At 66.2% G+C, this 16,058-nt stretch carries 17 protein-coding genes; 10 read left to right on the plus strand and 7 right to left on the minus strand.

The annotated features are described in order from the left end of the window. Positions 1-30 precede the first annotated feature (30 nt). Positions 31-1,155: an extensin family protein gene (locus ACQR0Z_RS14595; protein ID WP_434919049.1), complete on the plus strand. Its 1,125-nt coding sequence runs from the start codon at positions 31-33 to the stop codon at positions 1,153-1,155. Between the two features lie 151 nt (positions 1,156-1,306). On the opposite strand, the gene ACQR0Z_RS14600 is transcribed toward ACQR0Z_RS14595, so the two are convergent. Further along, positions 1,307-1,987, minus strand: coding sequence for a L,D-transpeptidase (locus ACQR0Z_RS14600; protein WP_434856916.1), 681 nt, complete (start codon positions 1,985-1,987; stop codon positions 1,307-1,309). 344 nt (positions 1,988-2,331) lie between these two features. Between ACQR0Z_RS14600 and ACQR0Z_RS14605 the strand changes: the two genes are divergently transcribed. Both ACQR0Z_RS14605 and ACQR0Z_RS14610 read left to right on the plus strand, forming a co-directional pair. Then, positions 2,332-3,309, plus strand: a complete 978-nt coding sequence (locus ACQR0Z_RS14605; protein WP_434856915.1) for a magnesium transporter CorA family protein — start codon at positions 2,332-2,334, stop codon at positions 3,307-3,309. 403 nt (positions 3,310-3,712) lie between these two features. After that, a complete protein-coding gene (locus ACQR0Z_RS14610) occupies positions 3,713-3,949 on the plus strand; it encodes a hypothetical protein (protein ID WP_434856914.1) in 237 nt (78 codons plus the stop codon). A 246-nt stretch (positions 3,950-4,195) separates the two neighbouring features. Here the strand turns inward: ACQR0Z_RS14610 and ACQR0Z_RS14615 are convergent, their stop codons facing one another. Together ACQR0Z_RS14615 and pdxH are read right to left on the minus strand one after the other, a co-directional pair. Beyond that, entirely contained in the window at positions 4,196-4,948 is a 753-nt protein-coding gene (locus tag ACQR0Z_RS14615) for an SDR family NAD(P)-dependent oxidoreductase (RefSeq protein WP_434856913.1), read from the minus strand. A gap of 132 nt (positions 4,949-5,080) precedes the next feature. Next, entirely contained in the window at positions 5,081-5,731 is a 651-nt protein-coding gene (pdxH, locus tag ACQR0Z_RS14620; RefSeq protein WP_434919050.1) for a pyridoxamine 5'-phosphate oxidase, read from the minus strand. Between the two features lie 125 nt (positions 5,732-5,856). Here pdxH and ACQR0Z_RS14625 point away from each other — a divergent pair, with 125 nt between their 5' ends. Beyond that, complete coding sequence (locus tag ACQR0Z_RS14625) at positions 5,857-6,261, plus strand: RT0821/Lpp0805 family surface protein (protein WP_434919051.1); 405 nt, start codon at positions 5,857-5,859, stop codon at positions 6,259-6,261. A 112-nt stretch (positions 6,262-6,373) separates the two neighbouring features. Next, positions 6,374-7,339 (plus strand): DnaJ C-terminal domain-containing protein, encoded by a 966-nt coding sequence (locus ACQR0Z_RS14630; RefSeq protein ID WP_434856910.1) that lies wholly within the window; start codon positions 6,374-6,376, stop codon positions 7,337-7,339. A 649-nt stretch (positions 7,340-7,988) separates the two neighbouring features. Here the strand turns inward: ACQR0Z_RS14630 and ACQR0Z_RS14635 are convergent. After that, positions 7,989-8,762 carry an anti-sigma factor family protein gene (locus ACQR0Z_RS14635; RefSeq protein WP_434919052.1) on the minus strand — a complete coding sequence of 258 codons (774 nt, stop codon included), beginning with the start codon at positions 8,760-8,762 and terminating at the stop codon, positions 7,989-7,991. Between the two features lie 100 nt (positions 8,763-8,862). Next, entirely contained in the window at positions 8,863-9,351 is a 489-nt protein-coding gene (locus tag ACQR0Z_RS14640) for a sigma-70 family RNA polymerase sigma factor (protein ID WP_434856908.1), read from the minus strand. A 219-nt stretch (positions 9,352-9,570) separates the two neighbouring features. Here ACQR0Z_RS14640 and fabI point away from each other — a divergent pair, with 219 nt between their 5' ends. The 4 genes from fabI to ACQR0Z_RS14660 all read left to right on the plus strand — a co-directional run bounded on the left by fabI (position 9,571) and on the right by ACQR0Z_RS14660 (position 13,604). After that, positions 9,571-10,404, plus strand: coding sequence for an enoyl-ACP reductase FabI (gene fabI, locus ACQR0Z_RS14645; protein WP_434919053.1), 834 nt, complete (start codon positions 9,571-9,573; stop codon positions 10,402-10,404). A gap of 12 nt (positions 10,405-10,416) precedes the next feature. Further along, entirely contained in the window at positions 10,417-11,016 is a 600-nt protein-coding gene (locus ACQR0Z_RS14650) for a histidine phosphatase family protein (protein ID WP_434919054.1), read from the plus strand. A 208-nt stretch (positions 11,017-11,224) separates the two neighbouring features. Continuing rightward, entirely contained in the window at positions 11,225-12,310 is a 1,086-nt protein-coding gene (gene aroC / locus ACQR0Z_RS14655) for a chorismate synthase (protein ID WP_434919055.1), read from the plus strand. A 70-nt stretch (positions 12,311-12,380) separates the two neighbouring features. Further along, entirely contained in the window at positions 12,381-13,604 is a 1,224-nt protein-coding gene (locus tag ACQR0Z_RS14660; protein ID WP_434856904.1) for an adenylate/guanylate cyclase domain-containing protein, read from the plus strand. Here ACQR0Z_RS14660 and clpS read toward each other — a convergent pair. Continuing rightward, complete coding sequence (gene clpS, locus ACQR0Z_RS14665; RefSeq protein WP_434856903.1) at positions 13,568-13,873, minus strand: ATP-dependent Clp protease adapter ClpS; 306 nt, start codon at positions 13,871-13,873, stop codon at positions 13,568-13,570. The genes ACQR0Z_RS14660 and clpS overlap by 37 nt on opposite strands. A gap of 226 nt (positions 13,874-14,099) precedes the next feature. On the opposite strand from clpS, the gene ACQR0Z_RS14670 reads away from it, so the two are divergent. After that, a complete protein-coding gene (locus tag ACQR0Z_RS14670; protein WP_434919056.1) occupies positions 14,100-14,951 on the plus strand; it encodes a DUF1194 domain-containing protein in 852 nt (283 codons plus the stop codon). Positions 14,952-14,971: 20 nt separating this feature from the next. Here the strand turns inward: ACQR0Z_RS14670 and ACQR0Z_RS14675 are convergent, their stop codons facing one another. After that, the gene (locus ACQR0Z_RS14675; RefSeq protein WP_434919057.1) at positions 14,972-15,976 is read right to left on the minus strand and encodes a nucleotidyltransferase domain-containing protein; all 1,005 of its coding nucleotides are present in this window, start codon (positions 15,974-15,976) and stop codon (positions 14,972-14,974) included. Positions 15,977-16,058 lie beyond the last annotated feature (82 nt).

Raw genomic sequence — 16,058 nt, forward strand, 5'->3', positions numbered from 1 at the left:
TGTGCCGGCCACGAGGTCGCGCCGGGGGCAATGGTTAGCGCTGCCGCGGCAGCGCTCGCATTGAGCTGGCTCATGGCCGGCAGTCCGGCTGCTGCGCGCTCCCGGGACGCCGGCCCGCCGCACGCCCATGCCGGGCCGGACCACGCAGCGCGACGCGATCATGCGATGACCACCATACCGCTGCCGCAGCCACGGCCCGCGACGGCGCCGGCGCGCGCCGGGACCAAGGCCGATGCGCCGGCTGATTCGGTCAAGGGCGACAAGGATGCGCGAGAGCCCGGCAAGGAGCCGAGCGAGACCAGCCGCGAGGCGAAGACCCCGGCGCCGCCGCAGCCCTCCGCCTGCCGCGTGGCGCTGACCGAGGAGATCGCCATCGCGCCGTCGATTCCGCCGATCAAGGGCCCCGGCGCCTGTGGCGGCGACGATCTGGTCCGGCTCGAGGCGGTGGTGCTGCCGGACAAGCGGCGCGTGACGCTGACGCCGGCCGCGACCATGCGCTGCACGATGGCGAGTGCCGTGGCGAATTGGGTCCGCAGCGATCTGGCCCCGCTCGCCGCCCGGCTGGGGAGCCCGATCGCCGCGCTCGACAACTATGATTCGTACCAGTGCCGCGGCCGCAACAACGTTGCCGGCGCGCAGATGTCGGAGCACGGCCGCGCCAATGCGCTCGACGTGCGCGGCTTCAAGCTGGCGGACGGCCGCATGATCGAACTCACCGATCGCACCCAGCCGCGCGACCTGCGCGAGACGGTGCTGCATTCGGTGTGCACGCATTTCGCCACCGTGCTGGGCCCGGACTCCGACTGGTATCACGAGGATCACATCCACCTCGATCTCGCTGAGCGCCGCAGCAATTACCGCATCTGCCAGTGGGACGTGCTCGACCCCCTGCCGAAGGTGGCACCCTTCATGCCGGCCGCGCGTCCCGACGATGCGCCGCCGCGCGAGACGGCCGAGACCGAGGAGACCGGAAAGGGCGGGACAGCGCCGGCCCGAACCGGATCAACGGGGACAGCGGAGGCGGAGAAGCACAAGGCCGAGCCGGCGCCCGGCGATGCGGCCGAGGCTGACGAGACCGAGCCTGTCGCGCCCGCGCCCACACCGCCGCCGGTGCATTCCAAGGGCGGCAAGAAGAAGCACAAGAGTCGGTCCTGAGCGCGGTGCAGGCTTCGACTGTCGAAAGCGTGACGGGAGGACTGCGGGCGCGATCAGCGACGCTCCAAAACAAAAAGGCGCCGGATGACCGGCGCCTTTGAAAAGGATGCTAAACGCGTTTCTCGGCTTTTGATCGCGTGTTCGGCGGAGCTTACTGCATCGCCGCGTAGGTGGCGCCGCCCTGCAGGGCCATCTGCGGCTTGTAGGGCGAATCGCCCTTCTTCGGATCCAGCACCACGACGATGGTGCCGACCTTGACCCGGTTGTACAGGTCGATCGCGTCCTCGTTGGTCAGGCGGATACAGCCCGAGGAGATCGAGGCGCCGATATATTCCGGCTGGTTGGTGCCGTGGATGCGGAACAGCGTGTCCTTGCCGTTGGCATAGAGGTACATCGCGCGCGAGCCCATCGGATTGTCCGGACCGGCCGCCACGAAGGTCGGCACGCCCAGGCGCTCGATCTCGCTCTTGGTCGGATGCCAGGCCGGCCACTCGGTCATGGCGCCGACCTTGGCGATGCCCGACCAGGCCATGGCTTCCTCGCCGACGGTGATGCCGTAGCGGATCGCCTTGCCGTTATCGAGCACGTAATAGAGGTAGTGGGCATCGGAATCGACGACGATCGAGCCCGGCGCTTCCTTGCGGTGATAGTCGACGATCGCGCGACGATAAGGCTCGGCCACCGGCGTGTTGGTGTAGCGGATCTTGGCGAGCAGCTCCTTGTCCTTCGGCTTGAAGGCCTGGGCATTGGTCGCCTCATAGGTCGTGGCCTGCATGCAGCCCGAGAGCATCAGGCCGGCGGCCAGGAGTCCGAGTTTCACCTTCAGCGACATCTCACCAGTTCCAATTGATAGCTGACGTTGCGACGCGGCGGCCACACCACCTCATCGCGATTCCGGTTGTCCCATTATCGTCAAAATCGATCTCGATTCCAGCCGATACACGCACAAGTCACGCTGCAGCGCCGCGATTGTTGCTTTTTTGTCGCAAGAATTCGGCCGGTCATCCACAGCTGTGCTCCGAATGGCACGTTTGTAAGCCCCATTCCGCCACGCGGCGCGGTCCGGCGCGACGGCGCGAAAAGCCGATGGACCGAACCGGAAAGCTGCGTCACAAGGCGGCAGCATCGTGGCGCTAAGCCCCCGACAACCACGTTTCGCGATTCGGAGTTTCGTTCATGTTCTCGGCGTTCGTCCCCTCCGAGTCCTCGCTCAAGAAGGCGGCGGTCGCCGATCTCCAGGCCTTGCCTGACAATGCGGTCTGGGTCGACCTGGTGAATCCGAGCAATGCCGAGGATCGGGCGGTCGAACAACTGGCCGGGATCGCGGTGCCGACGCGGGAAGACATGCAGGAGATCGAGATCTCCAGCCGTCTCTACATCGAGAACGGCGCCCGCTACATGACCGCCACCCTGATGTGTCACTCCGACACCGACATGCCCAGGACCACAGCGGTGACCTTCATCCTGTCCGGTCACCGCCTGGTGACGGTCCGCTACGATCAGCCGCGGCCGTTCGCGGTGGTCGAGGCCAAGCTGGCCCGCAGCTGCGCGCCGGGCATCACCGGCGAGATGGTGCTGATGGAGCTGCTCGACGCCGTCATCGACCGCTGCGCCGACATCCTCGAGAAGGTCGGGGCGGACATCGACCAGGTCAGCCACGAGATCTTCGAGCCCAACAACGAGCGCCACGGTCACGCCAAGCAGTATTCGCAGATCCTGATCGCGATCGGCCGCAAGGGTGATCTGACCTCAAAAGTGCGCGAAAGCCTCGTCTCGATCGGCCGCCTCGTCACCTTCCTGTCGGCGGTGGTCGAGGGCGTGAAGTGGTCGAAGGACATGCGCGAGCAGCTCAAGACCATGCAGCGCGACGTCGCGTCGCTGACGGATCACGCGTCCTATCTCGCCAGCAAGATCACCTTCGTGCTCGACGCGATGCTCGGCGTCGTCAATCTCGAGCAGAACAACATCATCAAGCTGTTCTCGGTCATGGCCGTCGTGCTGATGCCGCCGACCTTGATCGCCTCGATCTACGGCATGAATTTCAAGATGATGCCAGAGCTCGAATGGGCGCACGGCTATCCGATGGCGCTGGTGCTGATGCTGATCTGCGCGATCGTTCCGTACTACATCTTCAAGCTCAAGAAGTGGCTGTAGCGCAGTCGCGTTCAGCGAGCAGCTCGACGTTTCTGTTTTTCAAAATGACGAATCTCGTCGCTGCCGCATCGCGCGCCGCCTCACTCACGCCGCCTTGTTAGGATCGGGATGAACGCTCCGCGTCGTTTGATTCGCGCGGCAATCGGTATGCCGTTATGCACTTCAGGTGTCACAACTCACGCGCTGCAAGCGGAGCAGGAATGAGTTGTTAGGCCGGCTGCAACGCCGCTGCAAAGCCGCCTCAATTCCTCAGGTAAAATTTGACGGGAACACTGAACGTTTGATCGAAACTTCTCTGCGATAAGTCTGAGCGTGAGCATGACATGAACTCAGCGCATTCGCGCATGGCATGCAAGGCAGAGCTCGAGGCGCGTTCATCCGCGCCGGTGGCCAAGAGGCGGCAATGGTTGAGAAACGCATAACGGCATCGAACAACGTGATCGAGCTCGCCAACTACCAGCGCAGCCGCGCGGATATCGTGGTGGCTCACGCGTTGTCCCCGCGCACCTGCCGCTATTGCGGCGCCGAGCTGGAGGATGACGAGCGCGAGGATGATTGCTCGAGTGCCCTGAACGTCGAAACCGACCGCCTGCGCTGGCGTGCCGCGCAGATCCTGCGCGGCCTGGTGTGCGAGGGCTGAACGGAAAGGCTGAACGGATCGTTCGACCAGCCGGCCCTCCGGCAGGTCCTGCCGAGCGAACGAACCGACATGAGAAACAAGGTGAGCGCTCCCTCATGGGAGCGCTTTTCGTTTGTGGCGCCGACGGATCGGGCGCTGCTTGCCAGCGGCGTTAATCGCGCCTTCGCGGATCCATCCTGGAATCGTCGAGCGAAACAAGCCGCCGTGAACCACGCCAGGAAGCGGCGCGCCCCGCGGCCGATCTGGTCAGACGTGCTGGCCGCCGTTGATGTGGATCTCGGCGCCGTTCACGTAGGAGCTGGTCTCCGTGCACAGCACGTAGATGATCTTGGCGACCTCGTCGGGCGTGCCGAGACGCTGCATCGGGATCTGCTCCTGCACGATCTTCTCGGTGCCCGGCGACAGGATCGAGGTGTCGATCTCGCCCGGCGCGATCGAGTTGACGCGCACGCCGACGCGGCCGAAATCGGAGGCCATCTCGCGGGTCAGCGCTGCGAGCGCGGCCTTCGACGTCGCATAGGCGGCGCCGGCGAACGGATGCACGCGCGAGCCGGCGATCGAGGTGACGTTGACGACGGACCCCTTGGCGGCCTTCAGCTCCTTGATCAGGCCGCGCGCCATCATGATCGGCGCGAAGAAGTTGACACGGAAGACGTGATTCCAGGTGTCGAGGTCGGTGTCGACCGTGCCGAGCCGCGCGCCGCCCGATCCCTTCGGCGAGATGGCGGCGTTGTTGACCAGTGCGTGCAGTTCGCCGCCATCGATGCGCTGCTTGATCTCGTCGATCGCGCGCAGGGTGTCCTGCGGATCGGAGAGGTCGACCTGGACGTGGTCCTCGGGGCCAGCTCCCCACGGGCATTCCTCGGGAAACGGATGCCGCGAGCAGGTGAGCACGCGCCAGCCCGCGGACGAGAAGCGGATCACCGTCGCGTGGCCGATGCCGCGACTGGCGCCGGTCAGCAGCATCGTGCGCCGCGGCTGGTTGGTGGAGTTCGGCATGGATTGGGTCTCTCACGATCCCTGGGGGATCAGCTTACCACATGGGTTGCATGTTCGGTGCGCGATTCCTGCGCACCGAGATCGAGCTTGGCGTCGAGGCGGACGTGACGAGGCGGCGCGGTCGCAACGCGCTTACGGATACATCCTCACCTTGGACCACGGCTGGCCGCCGGCCTCGCGGCGGAATTCGATGCGATCGTGCAGGCGGAAGGGCCGGTCGTGCCAGAACTCCATCCGCAGCGGCGTGATCCGCCAGCCGCTCCAGCCCGGCGGGCGCGGCACGTCGCCGATGATGTATTGGGTCGCGACCTTGGCGATCGCCTGCTCGAACGCGAACCGGCTCTCCAGCGGCTGCGACTGCTTGCTGGCCCAGGCGCCAAGCTGCGCCTGTTTCGGCCGGGTGGCGAAATAGGCATCCGCCTCCGCGTCAGTCACCGGCGTCACCAGTCCGCGGATGCGCACCTGCCGGCGCAGCGACTTCCAATGAAAGAGCAGTGCAGCCTTCGGATTGGCGGCAAGCTCCTGGCCCTTCTGGCTGGCCTTGTGGCTGTAGAAGACGAAGCCGTCTTCGTCATAGCCCTTCATCAGCACCATGCGCACGTCCGGCAGGCCGCTGTCGTCGACCGTCGACAGCGCCATCGCATTCGGATCGTTCGGCTCGCTCTTGGTGGCCTCGGCAAACCACGCGGCAAACAGGGCAAACGGCTCGCGGGCCTCGGTGAAATCCGCCGATGTACCGGATGTTAAGGTTGTCTGGTGTTTGATGCTCGTGGGGTCGGTCATGTCTTTGGGGAGTCCGAGTTTTGCGTTCACCCGCGGCCAAGCGCGTGCAAGTCGAGTCTGGTCCGGTCCTATATAGGGCATCGGTCCGGCTTGGCCTATCCGCGATCGGTCATGCCGGCACCGCTTTGACACTCATTCTAATCGGGCTGTCCGGCAGCGGCTGCAGCCTGTCGCGGCCCGATACGGCGTTCGCCAAGATGGAGGACGCCGAGGTCACCGGCGCGATCAGCCCGCCGCCCGAGCGCGAGCCGACCGAGGGCGATCTCGCCTTTGCCCGGAACGCGGCGTCGGATGTGCTGACCAAGGGGACGAAGGATTCCAGCCAGCCCTGGCAGAATCCGCAGACAGGCGCCCGCGGCTCGGTGACGCCGATCGCGCAGTCCTACACCGGTGAGAAGGGCCGCGTTTGCCGGGATTTCCTGGCGAGCTATGTCAACGGCAAGACCGAGCGGTGGCTGCAGGGCTCGGCCTGCCGGATCGAGCGGGGGCGATGGGACATCCAGACGCTCAAACCGTGGCAGCAAAGCTAGCGGGACCACGCCAGAACCCGTTGCAAAAATACAACGGACTCCCCAGATGAAATGCAAAGCGGGCGGGGAGCCCATAGGTTAGTATCTGACTTTCTGTAAGGAGACGTGACGGATGCGCGACCCCTATGAGGTCTTGGGGGTGCCGCGAAGCGCCAGCGCTGCGGCCATCAAGAGCGCCTATCGCAAGCTCGCCAAGAAGCATCATCCCGACAGCAACAAGGATGACCCGAAGGCATCGGCCAGGTTTGCCGAGATCAATTCGGCCAACGAGATCCTGGGCGATGAGGACAAGCGCAAGCAGTTCGATCGCGGGGAGATCGACGCCGAGGGCAAGCCGCGCTTCCAGGGCTTTCCGGGCGGCGGCGCCGGCCGTGGCGGTCCGGGCGGCGGCTTCGAGAATTACACCTTCCGGAGCGGCGGCGGCCCTGGTGGCGGCTTCGGCGGCGGCGGTGGCTTCGAGGACATTCTGAACAGCATGTTCGGCGGTGCCGGCGCTCGCGGTGCGCGCGGCGGCGGCAGCCCGTTCGATTTCGACAGCGGCGGTGTCGGCGTCGATCTGGACCTGAAGGTCCAGATGTCGGTGTCGCTGGAGGAATCCGTCAAGGGCGGCGAGAAGCGCGTGCGCCTGCCGTCGGGCAAGGAGCTCAACGTCAAGGTTCCGGCCGGCGTCACCGCGGGCCAGCAGATCCGGCTGAAGGGGCAGGGCGAGAGCGCACCGGGTCATCGGCCCGGCGATCTCCTGATCACGATCCAGATCGCGCCGCATCCGTTCTTCAAGGTCGAGGGCAGCGACGTCAGGCTCGATCTGCCTATCACGCTGTATGAGGCCGTGCTGGGCGCCAAGGTGCGCGCGCCGACTCTCGGCAGCGCGGTCGAGCTTTCGATCCCGAAGAACACCTCCAGCGGCCGGACCTTCCGGCTGAAGGGCAAGGGCCTGCCGAAGGCTGACGGCTCGGCGGGCGATCTCTTCATCACCACCCGGATCGTGCTGCCCGACGGCAACGACGCCGAGCTCGAGGCGCTGATGACCAAGTGGCGCGACAAGCACCCCTACAATCCGCGTAGCAATCTGTCGTAACGGTCGTAGAAGAGCTGCACCTCCCGTGCGGCCGCCCCTCACCCCAGCCCTCTCCCCGTGAAGAACGGGGAGAGGGAGCGCAGCGTGCTCGTGGTGACGCCCCGCGTCACGTCCATGGTGGGGCCCCCACCAACGAATGATTTGGGCAATCTCATTCAGCACGGACGGTGCAACTCTCCCCGCTCTTTGCGGGGAGAGGTCGGATGGCGCAACCATCCGGGCGAGGGGCATGGCACGAGAGCAGCCCGGATCGCGAGTCCATCGGACGGGCAGGTTGTGTGCTTCCGGCAGGGCGGCGGATGCGCCCATGTGGCAGCGACGGCGATGATGACGTCGGAAAAAAGTGCGGCCTCGAAAGGGGGACCAGCGCGGTACAAAACCCCAGTCGAGGCCGCTTCCGTGTCGATCGGCGGATCGAACACTCCTCATTTTTTCGTGAAGTTTCGGAGCGATAATGAGACGCAGCAGTGGCCCGATTCCAGATTTTCGGTGACGGAATTGGGGCTGCTACTTCAGCGTGTCATGTGTCCAATTGAGGCGAGTGCGCGCGCGCTCTGTGACCGGGCCCGATCATCTCGGTAATCGCCTGACAAGATCATACAAATTGCTCCCGCCGACAACACCGCGGTGATCAGGTACGGCGCCGCCGCTAGCCGCCCGCCCGTTCGGACTGGTCATAAACAAGGCGTGCAACCTGGGTGAGACGAGTCCGGTCGCTGCTGCCGCTGACGACATAGCTGACGCCGCGCTCCGCCCAGGCGAGCGCGGACATGTTGCCCTGTGCCGTGTAGCGCATCTGGGCCGCCTCGATGCCGACCTTGGTTGCGTAGATCGTGAAGCGTTCGCCGGACGGGCTCTCGTACATCAGGAACGAGGCGGGACCGCTCGGGCCCGGCAGCAGCCGGCCGCCGACCAGCTTCAAGCCGGTGGCCTCCAGCTCCGGCGCCTGCACGGTGCGGCCGCAGCGGCGCGTCAGCCATTGCTGCAGATGGGCCTTCTCGTCGCCGGGAACCTCGACCGGATGGCGCACTTCCACCACGTAGAGCCGGTGCGCATCCAGTGCTTCGCCCGCAAGGTTCTGCAGCAGAGCGGGCGAGGACGCCGCCCCGCGCGCGAACCAGCCGACCGCGCCGCCGACCGCAAAGGCTGCGACACTCGCCGCCATCGCCCCGATGATCCAGCGCCGTGGTCGCCGGTCGAGGCGGTCGAGATCGAGCCGCGGCGGCACCGGCTCGTTGACGACCGAATCGTAGCGGGCATGCAGCGCCTCGGCCATGCCGCGCCAGGAGGCCACCCGTTCGGCGTCCGCCGGATGCGTGGCCAGCCAGCGCTCGACGTCGCTGCGGCGCTCCGCCGGCAGCTCGTTGTCGACATAGGCGTGCAGCTCGTCTTCGGTGACGGGAATGGTCGGCTCGGTCATCATCGTGATCTCGTTGCAGTCGTGCGACCGCCCAGAAGCGCGGCCGCCGCGGCGGTTCGCAGGCGAACGCGGTCGCGCGGCTTTTGTGCGGTGATTTCAGCGGTCATTTCACCCTCCGCAGCGCCGGGCGCTCGCCTTCGAGCACGGCGCGGACATGGGCTCGGGCACGCGCGAGGCGCGACATCACGGTGCCGATCGGCACGCCCTGAATGTCCGCCACCTCGCGGTAGCTCATGCCTTCGAGCACCACCAGGAGCAGCACGGCGCGCTGCTCCTCGACCAGCGTGGCGAGCGCGCGTGCGATGTCGCGGCCCTCGGCCTCGGTGCCGCTGGCGTCGGGATTGTCGTCCTGCAGCGGCATGAAGTGCGGCCGCCGGGCCAGTGAGCGCCGGCGGTTCTTGTTCAGGTTGGTCAGGATCGTGTACAGCCAGCTGCGGAGATCGCCGCCCAGGAACAGTCGTTCGGAGCGCAGCGCCCGTACCAGGGTGTCCTGAACCAGTTCGTCGGCCGCGTCGATGTCGCGCGTCAGCGCCCGGGCGTAGCGACGTAGTGCCGGAATCATGGCTTCGACGCTCTGGCGGAACGCGTTCATGGATTGCCTTGCGGACTTGCCTTGCGGACGTTCGACGTTCAGGCAGGAACCGGGGCCGCAACCGCGCCCTGCACAGACCATAACACCATGATGACGCGCCTATTCCGGCGCCGGCCGAGCCTGCCCGGAGTTTGCCACAGAGCGGGGCGAATGGGGCTGTACCGGGCCAGACCGGTGGTGTACGTCCAGTCCTTAATAATCAGTTCGATGGGAAGCCGCATGGCGCAGATTTCAGGTTTGATGCAGGGCAAGCGCGGGGTCGTCCTCGGCGTGGCCAACAACCGCTCGATCGCCTGGGGCATCGCCAAGGCCGCCCGCGCCGCCGGTGCCGAGATCGCGCTGACCTACCAGGGCGACGCGCTGAAGAAGCGTGTGGAGCCGCTCGCCGCCGAGCTCGGCGGCCTCGTACTCGGCCATTGCGACGTGACCGATCCCGCGACGATCGACGCCGTGTTCGACGTGCTCAAGGAGAAGTGGGGCAAGATCGATTTCGTCGTCCACGCCATCGCCTTCTCCGACAAGGACCAGCTCGACGGCCGCTACATCGAGACCACGCAGGACAATTTTTCCAAGAGCATGCTGATCAGCTGCTACTCGCTGACGGCGATCGCGCAGCGCGCCGAGAAGCTGATGACCGACGGCGGCTCGATCATCACGCTGACCTATTACGGCGCCGAGAAGTGGATGCCGCATTACAACGTGATGGGCGTGGCCAAGGCTGCGCTGGAGGCCAGCGTGCGCTACCTCGCCGCCGATCTCGGCGAGAAGAACATCCGCGTCAACGCGGTCTCGGCCGGTCCGATCAAGACGCTGGCGGCGTCGGGCATCGGCGATTTCCGCTACATTCTGAAGTGGAACGAGTACAACGCGCCGCTGCGGCGGACCGTGACCATCGACGAGGTCGGCGACAGTGCGCTGTATCTGCTGTCCGACCTGTCGCGCGGCGTCACCGGCGAGGTGCACCACGTCGATTCCGGCTACCACGTCGTCGGCATGAAGCGGCCGGATGCGCCCGACATTTCGCTCAGCAACTCCGCCGGCGCCAAGGACTAACATTCACCCGCGATGCCCCGGCCCACGATCTACTACATCCGCCACGGCGAGACGGAATGGAATGCGCTCGGACGGCTGCAGGGCACGCAGGACATTCCGCTGAACGCGCTCGGGCGCGTGCAGGCCGTCCAGGCCGGCAATATCCTCAGCGAACTGGTGGCGCGGAACGGCCATGACGCAGGACGCCTGCCTTACGTTGCAAGCCCCCTGATCCGCGCCCGCGCGACGATGGAGCTGGTGCGCGGGGCCTTGAAGCTGCCGGTGGCCGATTATGCGCTCGACGCGCGGCTGCGCGAGATCGGCTACGGCAAATGGGAGGGGGCGACCCTGCCGGAGATGCAGGCCGCTGACCCCGTGTTCTACGCCAGGCGCCTGACCGAGAAATGGACCCTGGCACCGGAGGGCGGCGAGACCTATGCCGATGTCGAGCGCCGGGTGCGCGAGTGGTATGACGGCCTGACCCGCGATATCGTCGCGGTGGCCCATGGCGGCACCGCGCGGGCGCTGATGGTCGCCCTCGGCTTCGAAACGCCCAGCCGCGCCGTTGACCTGCCGATCCAGCAGGGCGCGGTCTATGTGTTCGGCGAGAGCGGGTTCGAAAAGTTCAGCTGATTGCTGGCTTGCGTCATTCCGGGGCAGCCCGCAGGGCTGAACCCGGAATCTCGAGGTGAGTCCGACAAGCCTGAGATCCCGGGTTCGATGCTATCGCATCGCCCCGGAATGACGCAGGACTGTCTGGTTTGACCCCCTGCGCCTGCCGAGATACCACGTTGGCCATCAACATCCGCGTTAACAGTTCATCTTCGGCGGCTCGCAGCTCATGTCCTTCAACACCTTCGGCCACATGTTCCGCGTCACCACCTTCGGCGAGAGCCATGGCGTGGCCATCGGCTGCGTGGTCGATGGCTGCCCGCCGCGGATTCCGCTGGAGGCCGCCGAGATCCAGACCGATCTCGACCGCCGCCGCCCGGGCCAATCGCGCTTCACCACCCAGCGCCAGGAACCGGACCAGGTGAAGATCCTGTCTGGCGTGATGGCCGATCCCGACACGGGCGCGCAGGTCACCACGGGCACGCCGGTCGCGCTGTTGATCGAGAATACCGACCAGCGCTCCAAGGACTATTCCGAGATCAAGGACAAGTTTCGCCCGGGCCATGCCGACTTCACCTATGAGGCGAAGTACGGCCTGCGCGACTATCGCGGCGGCGGCCGTTCCTCGGCGCGCGAGACCGCCACGCGCGTTGCGGCCGGCGCCATCGCGCGCAAGATCATCGCCGGCGTCAAGGTCCGCGGCGCGCTGGTGCAGATGGGGCCGCACAAGATCAACCGTGACAATTGGGACTGGGACGAGATCGCGCGCAATCCGTTCTTCTGCCCGGACAAGGACAAGGCGGCGTTCTTCGAGGACTATCTCGACGGTATCCGAAAGTCAGGCTCGTCGATCGGCGCGGTGCTCGAGATCACCGCCGAGGGCGTGCCGGCCGGCCTCGGCGCGCCGCTCTACGGCAAGCTCGATGCCGATCTCGCCGCGGCGATGATGAGCATCAACGCCGTGAAGGGCGTCGAGATCGGCGCCGGCTTTGCCGCGGCAGAACTCACCGGCGAGGAGAATGCCGACGAGATGCGCTCGGCCAATGACGGCACGCGGTTCCTGTCCAACCATGCCGGCGGCGTTCTCGGCGGCATCGCCACCGGGCAGCCGATCGTGGTGCGCTTCGCGGTCAAGCCGACCTCGTCGATCCTGACCCCGCGCCAGACCGTCGACCGCGCCGGCCACGAGACCGAGATCCTGACCAAGGGCCGTCACGACCCCTGCGTCGGCATCCGCGCCGTGCCGGTGGGCGAGGCGATGATGGCCTGCGTGCTCGCCGACCACCTGCTGCGCCATCGCGGCCAGGTCGGGTAGCGGCTCGAGCCGGTCGCAATTTGTCGCTGCGCCTGTTTGCTGTTGTCACACGGCTCGCCTAAGCTGAGCCATGGACTATTCGAAGCTGCAGGACATCCGGGAATGGCTGGTCGACGGCGCGCGCTCCACGGCGACGCCGAGCGAGATGATGGACCAGTTCTGCACGCGGCTGGTGGACCTCGGCATTCCCTTGTGGCGGGTCGGTGTGTTCGTCCGCACCCTGCATCCCGACATCGCCGGCCGGAGCTTCATCTGGCGTCCGGGGGCGGAGGTCGAGATGGGCACCGTCGCGTTCGGTTTCGAAAGCAGCCCGACTTATCTCAACAGTCCGCTGGCGCTCGTGTTCGAGAACGGGGTCGAGTTCAGGGCCGATCCCCGTGATCCGCAAGCCGAGCGTTTCCCGATCCTGATGGATCTGCGCGCCGAAGGGGTCACCGACTATGTCAGCCTGCCGCTGACCTTCATCGACCGGGCGATCCATGCAGCGAGCTGGACCACCAGGGATCCTGACGGTTTCGCCGAGGAGCATCTCGGCGCCATCCGGTCGCTGATCCCGGCCTTGGCGCGCTACACCGAGATCGTCACGCTGCGCCGGACCGCCTCCATGCTGCTCGACACTTATGTCGGCAACAGCGCCGGCGAGCTCATCCTCGGCGGCCAGATCCGCCGCGGTCACACCGATACGCTGGATGCGGCGATCTGGCTGTCGGACCTGCGCGGCTTCACGGCGCTGTCGGACCGGCTGCCGGCCGAGGACGTCGTCGAGATCCTCAATCGCTATTTCGACTGCCAGGTCGAACCGATCCGGGAGCAGGGCGGCGAGGTGCTGAAGTTCATGGGCGACGGCCTGCTCGCCGTGTTCCCGATCCGCAAGCAGGGCGGCGATCCGACGGAGGTCTGCACCCGGGTGCTCGAGGCGGCCCGCACCGCGCGCCAGCGCGTCGACGCCCTGGAATATCGCACGGCTGAGGCCGCCGAACACTTCCGCTTCGGCGTGGCGCTGCATGTCGGCCCGCTGCTCTATGGCAATATCGGCGGCGGCAACCGGCTCGACTTCACCTGCATCGGCCCCGCCGTCAATCTCGCGGCGCGCCTGGAGAAGATCGCGGCAAGGCTGAAGCGCACGGTGGTCGCCTCCGAGGCTTTTGCCGGCGCCAGTCCCGCGCCCAAGTCCGATCTCTGGACCGATCTCGGCGAATTCCCGATCGCGGGCTTCTCGACCGAACAACGCGTGTTCGGGTTGCGCGAAGAAGATGCTCAGGTCTCGGGCTCGGTGGTGAACAGCAGCGGATAGCCCTTGGCGCGGCCGGCATCGGTGGCCCGGGTCGCCTTGGTCTCGGCGACGTCCCGGGTGAACACGGCCACCACGCAGACGCCGAGCTTATGCGCCGTGATCATGACCTTGTAGGCTTGGTCCTCGGTCATGCGGAATTCGGCCTTCAGGATCATCACCACGAAATCGCGCGGCGTGAAGTCGTCGTTGACGAGGATGACCTTGTAGAGCCGCGGACGCTCGGTCTTGGTGCGCGTTCTCGTCTTCGGCTTGGTGACGGCATCGTTCATGGACGGTCGCGCCTGTGTTCCTGATGCGGCAGTGCCGCCACAATACAGCCTCCCGCCGTTCCGGGAAACCACGGGCCGCAGGGTCTTTGGGCGAAGGGCGCACGCCGCTTGGCTAACATCCGGGCAACTCCGGGGACTAACCGGAATGTGAATGGATGCACGCGTTCGCGCTTTGCGCGACGCGGATTGCATGTCACCATCATGTCACGCGATTGGAGGGCAGCTCATGCGCTGGTGGATCTCGATCGGTGTGGCGTGTCTGGCGGGCGCGTTGGCGAGCGGCGATGTCGCCACGGTCGCGGCGGCACCGGGCGGCAAGTCCGCTCAGCAACTGAGCGAGAAGGAAGCCTCCGTCGACGTCGAGCTGATCCTGGCCGTCGACGTCTCCTACTCGATGGACCTCGACGAGCTCGCGATCCAGCGTGAAGGCTACGCCCAGGCGCTGAGCTCCCGCGAGTTCCTGCAAGCGCTGAAGAACGGCGTGCACGGCCGCATTGCCGTCACCTATTTCGAGTGGGCCGCCTCGAGCGACCAGAAGATCATCATTCCCTGGCGGCTGATCGACGGACCGGAAACCGCCGATGCCGTCGCCGCCGAGATCATGAAGACGCCGATCCGGCGCGCGTCGCGCACCTCGATCTCTGGGGCGATCTACTTCGCGATGCCGATGTTCGACGACAATCCGTATCGTGGCCTGCGCCGCGTCATCGACATCTCCGGCGACGGTCCCAACAACAACGGTCCGCCGGTCACGATCGCCCGCGACGAGGCGGTCAACAAGGGTATCACGATCAACGGCCTGCCGATCATGGTCAAGGAGCCGTCCTACTCGACGATGGATATCGAGAACCTCGATCTCTACTACAAGGATTGCGTCACCGGCGGCCGCGGCTCGTTCGTGGTCACGATCAAGAGCCGCGACGAGTTCAAGGACGCCATTCGCACCAAGCTCTTGATGGAGGTCGCCGGCCGTCAGCCGCCGCCGCGCATCGTTCCCGTCGCCGACGACCCCAAGGAGCAGCCGCGCGTCTCCTGCCTGATCGGCGAGAAGATCTGGCAGGATCGCTGGGGACGGTGAGCGGTTGCGTGGCCGCGCCGTCAGTCCGGCGCGTCCCGGGGCGTCAGCCTCATCAGGTCGGTTTCGAGCGCGCGTAGGCCGTCGATCGCGGCGCTCAAGGCGCCGCTGCCGATCGCCTGCCAGATCAGCTCCACACGCGCCATCAGATCAGTCACCGTCAGAGGCAGCGTCGCGGCTTCCGCGAGCGCGGCTTTTTCATTGATCAGATAGCGCGCATTGCGGGCAAACAGCACCTGGGCGGCGCAGGCGAGCGCGCGATAGGCGCATCCGGCGACATGCGTGCGATCGCCGCGCGCGACGGCAAGCGCAGCATTCTCGATGCTGAACGCGATCTCCCATTGGAAGCGCCCAATGATCGCGGCGGCCAGACGGGACGGATAGGGCGTGCAGCGTGTCTTCAGCACGGCCAACCGTCGCGCCGGGTCGTGCAGTACGCGGCACAGCGCGACCTCGCCCATCCAGATCGCCGACACGAAGCCATGCGGATGGCCGGGCTGATAGTCGATCTCGATCTGTCCGCTCCGGCAGTCGTCGATGACCCGATCGACCGCGTCGATCGGCCGATACAGCAGGTCGACCTTCACTCCGTCGATCTGGAGCCAGCCGCCGCCGACGATCCATGGCCCCCAGCCGCCGACCTCCGTCAGCTCGACCGGCCGGGATTGGCCAACGAGGCGCCGCACGGCCGTGCGCAGGGCGGTGACATCGAGCGCCGCGCCAGGGGCGATGTACAGCCCGATGTCGTAGTCGGAGCCGGCGCCTGCCGTGCCGCGTGCGCGCGAGCCGCCAAGCGCGATGGCGCCCAGACCCGGCACATCGGCCAGTGCGTCGACGATCCGTGTGAGCAACGGCTCCTGCATGCGCGTCTCCGGTCCTGAAGGTAGCTCGATATTGTGTGGACAACGCCGCAAGCACTCCACCACAGCTCGCCTGTGGCTGTTGGGCCACAGCCAGGCAAAAACCAGGAGTTGCAGATCGCCAAAGCTCTCCTTGCCACCGTGCCGCCGCGATTGGGCCGCGACCATGACCGGGTAAGGCGGAGGCGCACAGAACATGCGTATCAACGACCGGACAGAAGGTCCTGGCAAGCACGACAAGAGCGATGCA

It is taken from the genome of Bradyrhizobium sp. HKCCYLS3077, from assembly GCF_051167555.1.
In the GTDB taxonomy this organism is placed as follows: Bacteria; Pseudomonadota; Alphaproteobacteria; order Rhizobiales; family Xanthobacteraceae; genus Bradyrhizobium.

What these genes read in the sequence shown, in the direction of transcription:
- ACQR0Z_RS14635 (WP_434919052.1), bottom strand. Translation starts at nt 8,762, where the DNA reads ATGATGACCGAGCCGACCATTCCCGTCACCGAAGACGAGCTGCACGCC.
- ACQR0Z_RS14615 (WP_434856913.1), bottom strand. Translation starts at nt 4,948, where the DNA reads ATGCCGAACTCCACCAACCAGCCGCGGCGCACGATGCTGCTGACCGGC.
- ACQR0Z_RS14630 (WP_434856910.1), top strand. Translation starts at nt 6,374, where the DNA reads ATGCGCGACCCCTATGAGGTCTTGGGGGTGCCGCGAAGCGCCAGCGCT.
- ACQR0Z_RS14675 (WP_434919057.1), bottom strand. Translation starts at nt 15,976, where the DNA reads ATGGTCGCGGCCCAATCGCGGCGGCACGGTGGCAAGGAGAGCTTTGGC.
- clpS (WP_434856903.1), bottom strand. Translation starts at nt 13,873, where the DNA reads ATGAACGATGCCGTCACCAAGCCGAAGACGAGAACGCGCACCAAGACC.
- ACQR0Z_RS14600 (WP_434856916.1), bottom strand. Translation starts at nt 1,987, where the DNA reads ATGTCGCTGAAGGTGAAACTCGGACTCCTGGCCGCCGGCCTGATGCTC.
- ACQR0Z_RS14605 (WP_434856915.1), top strand. Translation starts at nt 2,332, where the DNA reads ATGTTCTCGGCGTTCGTCCCCTCCGAGTCCTCGCTCAAGAAGGCGGCG.
- ACQR0Z_RS14670 (WP_434919056.1), top strand. Translation starts at nt 14,100, where the DNA reads ATGCGCTGGTGGATCTCGATCGGTGTGGCGTGTCTGGCGGGCGCGTTG.
- pdxH (WP_434919050.1), bottom strand. Translation starts at nt 5,731, where the DNA reads ATGACCGACCCCACGAGCATCAAACACCAGACAACCTTAACATCCGGT.
- ACQR0Z_RS14650 (WP_434919054.1), top strand. Translation starts at nt 10,417, where the DNA reads ATGCCCCGGCCCACGATCTACTACATCCGCCACGGCGAGACGGAATGG.
- ACQR0Z_RS14660 (WP_434856904.1), top strand. Translation starts at nt 12,381, where the DNA reads ATGGACTATTCGAAGCTGCAGGACATCCGGGAATGGCTGGTCGACGGC.
- ACQR0Z_RS14595 (WP_434919049.1), top strand. Translation starts at nt 31, where the DNA reads ATGGTTAGCGCTGCCGCGGCAGCGCTCGCATTGAGCTGGCTCATGGCC.
- ACQR0Z_RS14610 (WP_434856914.1), top strand. Translation starts at nt 3,713, where the DNA reads ATGGTTGAGAAACGCATAACGGCATCGAACAACGTGATCGAGCTCGCC.
- aroC (WP_434919055.1), top strand. Translation starts at nt 11,225, where the DNA reads ATGTCCTTCAACACCTTCGGCCACATGTTCCGCGTCACCACCTTCGGC.
- fabI (WP_434919053.1), top strand. Translation starts at nt 9,571, where the DNA reads ATGGCGCAGATTTCAGGTTTGATGCAGGGCAAGCGCGGGGTCGTCCTC.
- ACQR0Z_RS14640 (WP_434856908.1), bottom strand. Translation starts at nt 9,351, where the DNA reads ATGAACGCGTTCCGCCAGAGCGTCGAAGCCATGATTCCGGCACTACGT.